Origin of the sequence: Streptomyces sp. MB09-02B (assembly GCF_033794485.1) — a bacterium.
Classification (GTDB): domain Bacteria; phylum Actinomycetota; class Actinomycetes; order Streptomycetales; family Streptomycetaceae; genus Streptomyces.
The window spans coordinates 1-11,932 of record NZ_JARGEE010000283.1; the positions used below are offsets into that span (position 1 = coordinate 1).

The 11,932-nt window shown below is 72.4% G+C and carries 9 protein-coding genes; 4 read left to right on the plus strand and 5 right to left on the minus strand.

Features of this window, described 5'->3' with window-relative positions:
- Positions 1-157: 157 nt before the first annotated feature.
- From P1P70_RS30690 to P1P70_RS30710, 5 genes are all read right to left on the minus strand, one after another.
- Positions 158-1,252, minus strand: a complete 1,095-nt coding sequence (locus tag P1P70_RS30690) for a PucR family transcriptional regulator (protein WP_319243541.1) — start codon at positions 1,250-1,252, stop codon at positions 158-160.
- Positions 1,253-1,734: 482 nt separating this feature from the next.
- A complete protein-coding gene (locus P1P70_RS30695; protein WP_319243543.1) occupies positions 1,735-2,973 on the minus strand; it encodes a cation:proton antiporter in 1,239 nt (412 codons plus the stop codon).
- 400 nt (positions 2,974-3,373) lie between these two features.
- Positions 3,374-4,888 (minus strand): SPFH domain-containing protein, encoded by a 1,515-nt coding sequence (locus P1P70_RS30700; RefSeq protein WP_319243545.1) that lies wholly within the window; start codon positions 4,886-4,888, stop codon positions 3,374-3,376.
- 103 nt (positions 4,889-4,991) lie between these two features.
- Positions 4,992-5,501, minus strand: a complete 510-nt coding sequence (locus tag P1P70_RS30705; protein WP_319243547.1) for a hypothetical protein — start codon at positions 5,499-5,501, stop codon at positions 4,992-4,994.
- A gap of 137 nt (positions 5,502-5,638) precedes the next feature.
- Positions 5,639-5,863 carry a heavy-metal-associated domain-containing protein gene (locus tag P1P70_RS30710; protein WP_319243557.1) on the minus strand — a complete coding sequence of 75 codons (225 nt, stop codon included), beginning with the start codon at positions 5,861-5,863 and terminating at the stop codon, positions 5,639-5,641.
- A gap of 212 nt (positions 5,864-6,075) precedes the next feature.
- On the opposite strand from P1P70_RS30710, the gene P1P70_RS30715 reads away from it, so the two are divergent.
- The 4 genes from P1P70_RS30715 (at position 6,076) to P1P70_RS30730 (ending at position 11,726) form a co-directional block, all read left to right on the plus strand.
- Positions 6,076-7,887, plus strand: coding sequence for a methylmalonyl-CoA mutase subunit beta (locus P1P70_RS30715; RefSeq protein WP_319243549.1), 1,812 nt, complete (start codon positions 6,076-6,078; stop codon positions 7,885-7,887).
- Complete coding sequence (scpA, locus tag P1P70_RS30720; protein WP_319243552.1) at positions 7,884-10,076, plus strand: methylmalonyl-CoA mutase; 2,193 nt, start codon at positions 7,884-7,886, stop codon at positions 10,074-10,076. Before P1P70_RS30715 ends, scpA begins: the two co-directional genes overlap by 4 nt.
- Complete coding sequence (gene meaB, locus P1P70_RS30725; RefSeq protein WP_319243553.1) at positions 10,073-11,068, plus strand: methylmalonyl Co-A mutase-associated GTPase MeaB; 996 nt, start codon at positions 10,073-10,075, stop codon at positions 11,066-11,068. Before scpA ends, meaB begins: the two co-directional genes overlap by 4 nt.
- Before the next feature lie 112 nt (positions 11,069-11,180).
- A complete protein-coding gene (locus tag P1P70_RS30730) occupies positions 11,181-11,726 on the plus strand; it encodes a hypothetical protein (RefSeq protein WP_319243555.1) in 546 nt (181 codons plus the stop codon).
- The last annotated feature ends 206 nt before the right edge of the window (positions 11,727-11,932 follow it).

Here is an 11,932-nt window from a genome sequence, read left to right on the forward strand (position 1 = left end):
CCGATGGAGCGCGCCCCGCCACCGGTGCCGCGAGCAGGCGCCCGGGTCCCCGGACCCGGGCGCTTCGCCGTGCGCGGCCGGCCCGGCCACCCGGCCACCCGGTCTCCTCGGCCGGCGGGCGCCGGGCGGGTCTGGACGAGAGGGTGGGCGGGCGGACCTACGGCGCTGTCTCCGTCGAACTCAGGGGCCGGGTCGGCCAGTCGAGGAGGCGGGCACCGATGACCGCGGTCTGCAGGGTGTAGCGGTCGGTGGGGTCGGTGGGGTCGGCGCCGGTGAGGGTGCGGACGCGGGCCAGGCGGTAGGTGAGGGCGCGCACGCTGAGGGAGAGCCGGCGAGCGGTGGAGGCGGTGACGCAGCCGGTGTCGAAGTAGGCCGTGAGGGTGTCGAGCAGGGGGCGCGCCCCGCCGCGCGCCTGCTCCAGCGGGCCCAGCGTGCTGCTCACCAGGTCGACGAGGGCCTGCCGGTCACGGGCCAGTACGGGAAAGACCAGCAGGTCGGACGCGCGCAGCAGGGGTTCGTCGAGGCCCATGCGCTGGGCCACGTCCAAGGCGTTGAGGGCCTCCTCGTAGCTGTGGCCGATGCCGACGGTGCCGGGCCGGGAGCGGCCGATGGCGACCTGGGCGCGACCGGTGGCGGCGTAGGAGCGCTTGGCGAAGTGGGTGAGGACGTCGTCCTGGTCGCCGGGGGCGATGCACACCATACGGCCGTCCTTGGTGGTGAACAGGATGCGGCGGTTCTCGAAGCGGGCGAACAGGTCGCCGGCCACCTGCCGGGGCACGGGGTCGGTCTCGTCGTACTTCTCCGGGCCCTCGGCGACGGCGACGGCGTGGGCGCGCGACAGGCGCAGGCCGAACCGTTCGGAGCGGGCGGCGAGTTGGCCCTGGTCGCCGCGGCCGTGCAGCAGGTCGTCGATGAACTCCCGGCGGGCGGCCTCCTCCTTGCGGACCACGAGCCGCTGGGCGCGCTCGTAGCCGTCGGCGAAGGCGTCCACGGCCTGTTCGACGACGGCGAGGACGCGGTCCGGGTCGACGCCCCGGGGCCAGTTCTCCCGGCCGGCCACGAGGTGCGCCCGCACCAGCGAACGCCAGCCGCGTCCGGCCTCCGCCGCCCGCGCGCCGAGCGCCCGGCGGGACTCGATCTCGTCCCGGGTCAGCCGTCGGCCGGTGGGCGCGGCGTCCGCGAGGATCCGCTCGAAACCGTCGAGAAACTCCTCACCCGGTCCCCGGCCGGGCGCGGCACTCGAAACGTCCACGGCCCGGGCCGTTGCACTCGGCCCGCCGACGCCCGGGTTCGGGGCGCCCGTGTCTCGGGCGCCCGGGCCCCCCTCACTCGGCCGCCCGACACCCGCACCTCCGGCTCCCCGCAGGCCGGTGCCAGGGCCCCCAGCGCCCGACACGCCGGTGATCGGGCCTCCCGCGCTCGGAACCCCCGCGCTCACGGCGCTTGCGCTCGGGTCGCTCGCCCTCCAGCCACCCACCTCCTGGCCGTCCGCCCTCCGATCGCTCACCTCCTGGCCGCTCACGTCCTGGTCGCTCGCCTTGCTGTCGTGGTCGTTCTCGTGCCGACCGTTCATGGCCTCCCCCTTCGGATGGGCGGGCGCGCCCACTCGGTCGTGGTACCTCGCGCAGCTTGCGTGCCTGCGGCCTTCCGGGCCGAAGGGCAGGGTCGCAGCCCCGCCTTTCGGGGGCGCGGGGAACTGCGCGACCGGCCCCCACCGAACCCGCACGCACGGTCTCAGGCGTTCGCGTGCACGGCCTCGCTGGTGGCTTCCGGGTTCAACTCGGGCTGGGCCGCCGGTGTTTCCCGGGATGCCGTGCCGGCACGGCGGCGGGTGAGCCGGGTGGCCAGGGGTTCGGTCCAGCGGGCGGTGAGCGGGCCGAGGACGACCAGGAGGAGCACGTACGCCGTCGCCAGGGGACCCACGCGGGGCTCGACCCCGACGGCGAGACCGGCGATGACGATGGAGAACTCGCCCCGGGCGACCAGGGTTCCGCCCGCGCGCCACCGGCCCTTGGCCGAGATCCCGGCCCGGCGCGCGGCCCAGTAGCCCGTGGCGATCTTCGTCAGCGTGGTGACGGCGGCCAGCGCGAGGGCCGGGAGGAGGACGGGCGGGATGTCGGCGGGGTCGGTGTGCAGGCCGAAGAAGACGAAGAAGACGGCGGCGAAGAGGTCCCGCAGCGGGGTCAGGATGCTGCTGGCCCCCTCGGCGACCTCACCGGACAGCGCGATGCCGACCAGGAACGCGCCCACCGCGGCCGAGACCTGGAGGTGCTGGGCGATCCCGGCGACGACGAGGGTGAGACCGAGGACGACCAGGAGGAGCATCTCGGCGTTGTCGGAGGAGACCGCCCGGCTGATCAACCGCCCGTGGCGGAGGGCGACATAGAGAACGGCGCCGACCGTGCCCAGGGCGATCAGCAGCGTCAGGGTGCCGCCCGCCAGGCTCACTCCGGCGAGCAGGGCGGTGAGGATCGGCAGGTAGACGGCCATCGAGAGGTCCTCGAGGACGAGGATGCTCAGCACGACCGGGGTCTCCCGGTTGCCGAGGCGGCGCAGATCGCCGAGGACCTTCGCGATGACGCCGGAGGAGGAGATCCAGGTGACGCCGGCCAGGGCGACCGCGGCGACCGGGCCCCAGCCGAGCAGCAGCGCCATCGCGGCGCCGGGCGTGGCGTTGAGGACGAAGTCGACCGCGCCGGAGGGGTATTGGGACTTGAGGTTGGTGACGAGTTCGGAGGCGCTGTACTCGAGGCCGAGCAGGAGCAGCAGCAGGATGACGCCTATCTCGGCGCCGGTGGCGACGAACTCCTCGCTGGCCTGCAGGGGGAGGATGCCGCCGTGCCCGAAGGCGAGTCCGGCGAGCAGGTAGAGGGGTATGGGTGAGAAGCCCACCCGTCCGGCGAGGCGGCCCAGTATCCCCAGGGCGAGGATGATCGCCCCGAGTTCGATGAGCATGGCTGTGGTGTGATGCACGGGCGTCTGTCCTCCGTTGACGAGTGGGGTGACGGCGTCTGTGCCTGAGGGGAGTTCGGCGGCGCGCAGGGGTGCGCGGGCCCGCGAGGCAGGCCGGGGAGCCCCCTCCGCCGTGGCGGAGGGGGCGGGTACGCGAGGTGTCAGCTCGGGCCCGCGGCGCGGCCGGTATCGGGAACGGCGTCGCGAGCGGCGTTCACGACGCGCACGCGGATGACTCGACCCATGTCACGCCCCCCACACACGCCGTCGGCGTAATCACCGACCACCACTCGATCGAATGAGCAAATCAGCGCTCAACAGAGCGTTGGCGCCAGGTAAAGGATTCTAGCGCAACCCGAAAAGGTAAAATCACACAATCGGTAAAGCGCTGCCCATTTCCCTTTACCTCAGGCTCATTCCGTCACTCGCCGATCTCGACCTTGCCGTTGTCACCGGCCCGCACCGCCGCCTTGTCCCGCGTGATGCCCTTCAGCAGTTCCGCGAGGTCGACTCCCGTGGTGGAGCCGAGCAGTTCGAGCCCCTGGGCGACGTTGTCGGCGACCGCGCGCGGGATGCGGGCCGCGCCGTCGGTGGAGATGACCGTCATCTTCTCCACCGCCGCGAGCGGTTCGGACGCCTTGGCGACCACCTGCGGCAGGACCTCGACCAGCATCTGGAGCACCGCCGCGTCGCCGTACCGCCCGAACGCGTCCGCCTTCTGCCGCATCGCCTCCGCCTCGGCCGCGCCCTTCGCGCCGATCGCCGCCGCCTCCGCCTCGCCCTCCAGCCGGACCGCCTCCGCGATCGCCGCCCGCCGCGCCCGCTCGGACTCACCCTGCCTGAGGCCCTCGACGGCCTCGGCCTCGGCCAGCGCGGTACGCCGCTGCTTCTCGCCCTCACCGGTCAGCCGGGCCCGCTCCGCCTCCGCCTGCGCGCCGGCGATCTCGGCCAGCCGCTCGGCCTCGGCCTGCTTGACCCGGGCCACCCGCCGGGCCTCGGCCTCCTGTTCGGCGGCGTAGCGCTGGGCGTCGGCGGGCTTGCGGACCTCGGTGTCGAGCTGACGGTCCTTCAACGCGGCCTGCCGCTCGGCCACCTTCTCCTGCTGGGTGAGGATGTCCTGCTGCCGCGCGGCCTCCGCGAGGGGCCCGGCCGCGTTCGCCTGCGCCGCCGCCGAGTCCGTCTCCGCCTTGATCTCGGCCTGCTTCAGGTAGAACGTCCGCTGGGCGACCGCGATCTCCTCCTCGGCCTTCAGCCGGGCCTGCTCGGCCGCGCGCCGGGCCACGGCCTCGGCGATGTCCGCCTCCTGCTTGGCGCGCGCGGCCTCCGGTCGGCCGAGGTCCTCCAGATAGGACCCCTCGGTGGAGATGTCCTGGATCTGGAAGGCGTCCAGCACCAGGCCCTGGCCCGACAGGCTGGCCTCCGCCTCCTCGGCGACCTGGCCGGCGAACGCGGCCCGGTCACGGATGACGTCCTCCACCGACATCCGCCCGACGATGGCCCGCAGCGCACCCGAGAGCACCTCCTGGGTGAAGCCGACGATGCCGTCCTGCTGCATCAGGAACCGCTGGGCGGCGGCCCGGATCGAGTCCTCGGTGCCGCCGACCTTGACGATGGCGACCCCTTCGAGGTGCGCCTTGATCCCGCGCAGCGTGACCGCGCCGCGCACCGCCACCGGGATGTGCCGCGACGAGAGGTCCAGGGTGAACCGCTGCTGCACGAAGGGCACGACGAACACCCCGCCGCCGACCACGACCTTCTGCCCGCTGTTGTCGGTGAACACCCGCCCGGTCTCCGGATCGGTGGCCTGCTTGCCACGCCTGCCGGTGACGATGAACGCCTCGCTGGGACCCGCCACCTTGTAGCGGGTGACCAGGACGAGAGCCAGCAGCACCAGGAGCACGACGACTCCCACCACCGCGAGAAGAACAGGACTCATGACGAACTCCCCCGAATCACACGAGAAAGAAGAAGAAAGAAGGAAAAGGCAAGGAGCTGAGAGGAACCAAGGTGCTGAGAGGAACCACCGACGGATGAGCGGCTCAGCGGTCCACGGGGCGCACCACGACCGACGTGGCCGTCGGCGCCGCCTCCACCCACACCTCGGTACCCCGGGCCACCGGCACCGCACTGCGCGCGGCGAGCTTCACCGGCTGTCCGGCGCGCCGCAGCAGCACCTCGCCGAACCCGCCCACCGGAATGGCGGTCACCACGTTGCCCGCGGTGCCCACCAGGTCGGAGCCCCGGGGCGTGACAGCCGTCCGGTCGCGCATCAGGGCCCGGCCGAAGCGGTACGTCAACCAGGCCGCGCCGGCCCCGAGGACCGCACCGCACCCGGTGGCGAGCACGGGCCCCGCGTCGAGCAGTTCGGTGGCCAGGACCCCGCCGAAGCCGGTCGTCGCCAGGAACCCGGCGACGACCGGCAACGACAGCCACCCCTCCAGGGCGCCGGCCGACACGCCGTCGAACGCGCCCTCCAACATCCCGTCGAAGACCAGCGACAGGGCGAGCAGCACGACCCCCGTGATGCCGAGTCCGAAGAACCAGGCCATACGTGCCGTCCCCCTTCCCACCCCGCCGCCGATCTCCGGCTTGACAGGATCCTCACACGGGTAGGGGGGCCGGTTCATTGCCGTGTTCCGGCAATGTTCCCGCGCCTTTCCTTCCTGCTACGGCTGGCTCGGGCGGCTCAGGCCGCGGCCTGCCGTACGACCTCCGCGACCTCGTAGCCGGCTTCGACGATCGCCGTGCGCACGGCCGCGTCGTCGACCGTCTCCCCGCGTACGGTCACCAGGCCGGCCCGTACGTCGACATCGACCTCGGTGACACCGGTCACCGCGACGACCTCCTCGGTGACGCTCGCGGCACAGTGACCGCAGCTCATCCCGGACACGGTGAAGTACTTCTCGGCCATGGGGTCGCTCCTGTCCTCGGTCGGCCCGGTGACCTCGCCGCTGGGGCGCACGGGCCGCTCGGCACGGGGTACGGCGGACGGCCCCACGACGTTCATCCCCGGCCCGGTAAGTGACCGGCAGGTAACCTGCCTGATTTCAAGTCGTTCCAGGGAGGGCAAGGTCACAGCCGCGTCCCCTCCGCTCCTTTGTGCCTCTGGCCTAGCATCCGAGCATGACGGTCCTGCCTGACGACGGGCTTGAGCTGGCCGCCGAGTTCCCTGACGCAACCCACGAGCAGTGGCAGCGCCTCGTTGCGGGCGTGCTGCGCAAGTCGGGCAAGGACGTCGAGGGCGCTCAGGCCGAGGAAGCCCTGTCCACCGCGCTGGAGGACGGGCTGCGCACCCGTCCTCTCTACACCGCGCACGATGCCGCGCCCCCCTCCGGCCACCCCGGCTTCGCGCCCTTCGTACGAGGAGGCAGGGCCGCCGGCAACACCGTCGGCGGCTGGGACGTACGCCAGCGGCACACGGCGGCGGACGGCGCGGCCGTGCTCACAGACCTGGAGAACGGCGTCACCTCCCTGTGGCTGGTCCTCGGCGAGGGCGGCTTCCCGGTGGCGTCGCTCGGCCGGGTCCTCGACGGCGTCCACCTCGACCTCGCTCCCGTCGTCCTGGACGCGGGAGCCGAAGTGGATCACGCCGCGCGGGAGTTGCTGCGGCTGTACACCGAGCGGGGCGTCGCCGGTGCGGCGGCGCGCGGCAACCTGGGCGCGGACCCCCTCGGTCACGAGGCCCGCACGGGACAGAGCCACGACGTCGCACCCGTCGTCGACCTGGCGCGGCGGTGTGCCGAGGAGTACCCGGGGCTGCGGGCGCTGACGGTGGACGCCCTGCCGTACCACGAGGCCGGTGGCTCGGCGGCGCAGGAGCTGGGCGCCTCGCTCGCGACCGGTGTCGCGTATCTGCGGGAGCTGACCGGCGCCGGACTGAGCGTCGAACAGGCCTGCGCACAGCTGGAGTTCCGCTACGCGGCGACCGCCGACCAGTTCCTGACGATCGCCAAGCTGCGTGCGGCGCGCCGCCTGTGGGCCCGGGTGGCCGAGGTGTGCGGGGCGCCCGCCGCCGGGGCGCAGACCCAGCACGCGGTGACCTCGCCGGTGATGATGACGCGCCGCGACCCGTGGGTGAACATGCTGCGCACCACCATCGCCACCCTGGCCGCCGGCGCGGGCGGCGCCGACTCCGTCACCGTGCTCCCCTTCGACCACAGGCTGGGCCTGCCGGACGCGTTCGCGCGACGCATCGCCCGCAACACCTCGACGATCCTGATCGAGGAGTCCCACCTCGCCCGGGTGATCGATCCGGCGGGCGGCTCCTGGTACGTGGAGCGGCTCACCGACGAACTCGCGCACGCGGGCTGGGAGTTCTTCCAGTGGATCGAGCGACTCGGCGGCCAGGCGGCCGCGTTGCGCTCGGGACGCCTGGGAGAGGACCTCGCCCACACATGGGAAGCCCGGAGCGGCAGGCTCACGAAACGGCGCGAACCGGTCACCGGTGTCAGCGAGTTCCCCCACCTGGCGGAGAAGCCGGTCGTCCGCGCGCCCGCACCCGAGCCGCCGTCCGGCGGTCTCCCCCGCGTCACCCGCGACGAGACGTACGAGGTCCTGCGGGCCCGCTCGGACGCCCACCTCGCCGCGACGGGCTCCCGCCCCCGGATCTACCTGGCCGCCCTCGGCCCGGCCGCCGCCCACACCGCCCGGCTCACCTTCGCCGCCAACCTCTTCCAGGCGGGCGGCATCGAGCCCGTCACGGAGGGCTCCTTCGAGGACAGCGGCGCCACCGAGGTCTGCCTGTGCTCCAGCGACGCCCTGTACGAGGAGAGCGCCGCGTCCGAGGCGGCCGCGCTCAGGGCCGCCGGCGCCACACACGTGTTCCTCGCCGGCCGCCCCGGGCAGTACGCCGACGTCGACGCCTACGTCTTCGCGGGCTGTGACGCCGTGGCCGTCCTGTCCGCCACCCTCGACCGCATGGGAGTGTCCGGATGACCACCCCCTCCACCCCCTCCGTCCCCGACTTCACCGGGATCGAGCTGGATTCCCCGCCCCCCGACGGCGGCGCCGACGAGTGGCGTACGGCGGTCGAGAAGGCGGCCGACGGTGGCGAGCCGCTGTGGGAGACCCCGGAGGGCATCCCGGTCAAGCCGCTCTACACCGGGCAGGACCTGGAGGGCCTGGACTTCCTGGGCACCTACCCGGGCATGGCCCCGTACCTGCGCGGCCCGTACCCGACGATGTACGTCAACCAGCCCTGGACGATCCGCCAGTACGCGGGGTTCTCCACCGCGGAGGAATCCAACGCCTTCTACCGCCGCAACCTGGCGGCCGGTCAGAAGGGCCTGTCCGTCGCCTTCGACCTCCCCACCCACCGGGGCTACGACAGCGACCACCCGCGCGTGACCGGCGACGTCGGCATGGCGGGCGTGGCGATCGACTCGATCCTCGACATGCGCCAGCTCTTCGACGGCATCCCGCTGGACCGGATGACCGTGTCGATGACGATGAACGGCGCGGTGCTGCCCGTGCTCGCGCTCTACATCGTGGCGGCCGAGGAACAGGGCGTACCGCCCGAGAAGCTGGCCGGGACCATCCAGAACGACATCCTCAAGGAGTTCATGGTCCGCAACACCTACATCTACCCGCCGAAGCCGTCGATGCGGATCATCTCCGACATCTTCGCCTTCACCTCGCAGAAGATGCCGCGCTACAACTCCATCTCCATCTCGGGCTACCACATCCAGGAGGCGGGTGCGACGGCCGACCTGGAGCTGGCGTACACGCTCGCGGACGGCGTCGAGTACATCCGCGCGGGCCGGGAGGCCGGCCTGGACGTGGACGCGTTCGCGCCCCGGCTGTCGTTCTTCTGGGCGATCGGCATGAACTTCTTCATGGAGGTCGCCAAGCTCCGCGCGGCCCGCCTGCTGTGGGCGAAACTGGTGAGGCAGTTCGACCCGCAGAACTCCAAGTCGCTGTCCCTGCGCACCCATTCGCAGACCTCGGGCTGGTCGCTGACCGCGCAGGACGTCTTCAACAACGTCACCCGGACCTGTGTGGAGGCGATGGCGGCCACCCAGGGCCACACCCAGTCGCTGCACACCAACGCGCTGGACGAGGCCCTGGCCCTGCCGACCGACTTCTCCGCGCGCATCGCCCGCAACACCCAGCTCCTCATCCAGCAGGAGTCCGGCACCACCCGGGTCATCGACCCGTGGGGCGGCAGCGCCTACGTGGAGAAGCTGACGTACGACCTCGCCCGCCGGGCCTGGCAGCACATCCAGGAGGTCGAGCAGGCCGGCGGCATGGCGAAGGCCATCGACGCGGGCATCCCCAAGCTGCGTATCGAGGAGGCCGCCGCCCGCACCCAGGCGCGGATCGACTCCGGGCGGCAACCGGTCATCGGCGTGAACAAGTACCGGGTCGACAGCGACGAGCAGATCGACGTCCTCAAGGTCGACAACTCCTCCGTCCGCACCCAGCAGATCGAGAAGCTGCGGCGGCTGCGCGCGGAGCGCGACGAGAGGGCCTGCCAGGACGCGCTCGACGCGCTGACCCGCGCGGCCGGCGGCGAGGGCAACCTGCTGGAGCTGGCGGTGCGCGCGGCCCGCGCCAAGGCCACCGTCGGCGAGATCTCCGACGCCCTGGAGAAGGTGTACGGCCGGCACGCGAGCCAGATCCGTACGATCTCCGGCGTGTACCGCAACGAAGCAGGCGAGTCCCCGAACGTGGAGCGCACCCGCAGCCTGGTGGAGTCCTTCGCCGAGGCCGAGGGCCGTCGGCCGCGCATCCTGGTCGCCAAGATGGGCCAGGACGGCCACGACCGGGGCCAGAAGGTCATCGCGACCGCCTTCGCCGACCTCGGCTTCGATGTGGACGTCGGCCCGCTGTTCCAGACGCCGGCCGAGGTGGCCCGTCAGGCCGTCGAGGCGGACGTGCACATCGTCGGGGTGTCGTCGCTGGCCGCCGGGCACCTCACCCTCGTACCGGCGTTGAAGGAGCAGCTGGCCGAGGAGGGCCGCGAGGACATCATGATCGTGGTGGGCGGGGTGATCCCGCCCCAGGACGTGCCCACGCTCCTGCAGATGGGTGCGGCGGCCGTCTTCCCGCCCGGCACGGTGATCCCGGACGCGGCGTACGACCTGGTGCGGCGGCTGTCGGACGATCTCGGGCACGACCTGTGATCGATGTCGACGCCTATGCCAAGGGTGTGCTCGACGGGAAGCGGGCGATCGTCGCCCGCGCCATCACCCTCGTCGAGTCCACCCGGCCCCAGCACCGGGCCCTGGCCCAGGAGCTGCTGACGGCGCTGCTGCCGCACAGCGGCCGGGCCCGGCGGATCGGGGTCAGCGGGGTGCCGGGCGTCGGCAAGTCCACGTTCGTCGACGCGTTCGGCACGATGCTGACCTCGCTCGGGTACCGGGTGGCGGTGCTGGCGGTGGACCCGTCGTCGAGCCGTACGGGCGGCTCGATCCTCGGCGACAAGACCAGGATGGAGCGGCTGGCGGTCGACCCGGCGGCCTTCGTCCGGCCCTCGCCGACGGCCGGGACGCTCGGCGGTGTCGCCAAGGCCACCCGTGAGTCGATCGTGGTGATGGAGGCGGCCGGCTACGACGTGGTGCTGGTGGAGACCGTCGGCGTCGGCCAGTCCGAGACGGCCGTCGCCAACATGGTCGACTCCTTCCTCCTCCTCACCCTCGCCCGCACCGGCGACCAGCTCCAGGGCATCAAGAAGGGCGTCCTGGAACTGGCGGACGTACTCGCCGTCAACAAGGCGGACGGCCCGCACGAGCGTGACGCCCGTACGGCGGCACGGGAGCTGGCGGGTGCCCTGCGGCTGATGCACGGGAAGGACGCGGTCTGGACGCCCCCGGTGCTGAGCTGCAGCGCCCGCGAGTCGACCGGCCTGGACACCGTCTGGGAGCGTCTGGAGCAGCACCGCACCCTCCTGGACTCCACCGGCCGGCTCACCGCCAAGCGCCGGGACCAGCAGATCGACTGGACATGGTCGATGGTCCGCGACGAACTCCTCGGCCGGTTGCGCACCCACCCCGGTGTCCGCTCCCTCGCGCCCGACCTCGAACAGCGGGTCAGGGAGGGCGAGTTGACGGCGACACTGGCCGCCGAACGCATCCTGGAGGCGTTCGGGGACGGGTCCCCCGGTTCACCCGGCTGAGCGCCCTGAGTGGTGGTGGCGTGCGATCCGGCTGACGGTGGATCACGTCGGAGTCGGGTCAAGTCAGCTGACGAAGCGCCAGCTGCCCGGCTGCCGGCGGAAGGACCATCAGATGCGTTCTGCCCGCATGCTGCTCGTCACCGGGGCGGCGGCCGCCGTCCTCGCCGTCACCGCTCCCGGCGCGTACGCCGACGGTGACGACTGGGAGCACAAGGACAATGGCTACAGCAAGGAACACGGCAAGGACAGCAGCCACGACGGCCCGCGCGGCGGGGTTCACACGGGTGGCGGTGCGCTGACCGCTCCGGCCGACACGGGGCAGTGGGACTCCGAGCGGGCGGGCAAGCCCGGCGCCGGGGGCTACGACAAGGAGGAGTCCACCAAGGAGTCCTGGAACGGCGACCATGCCAAGGACTCGTGGAAGGGCGAGAACGACAAGGAGTCGTGGAAGGACGAGCACGACAAGGGGTCCTGGAAGGACGGCGAGGACGCGGGCGCCTGGAAGGGCGACCACGACAAGCCGCACGGCGGGATGCACACCGGCGGCGGCGGGCTCGCCTCGCCGGCGGTGACCGCGGGCGGGATGGCGGTCCTCGCGGCGGCCGGTACGGGCATGTACGCCCTGCGCCGCAGGAAGACCGCCGGAAGCGTGGCCTGAGCCCATGCCGGGCGCGATACCTGGCGCGATAGCGGCCGCGGCCGCCACACCGTGTGTCGTGTGGCGGCCCGGCCGGCGTTCCGACGCCCTCACGGGCGGGCGTCCCGGAGTCTGCCCCGTTCCTGTCCATTAAACAATTTCCGGGGCCACCGAGCAAGGCAGAAAAACCGTAGACCGTCTTTTGCTTGAAAAAAAAAAAACAACAA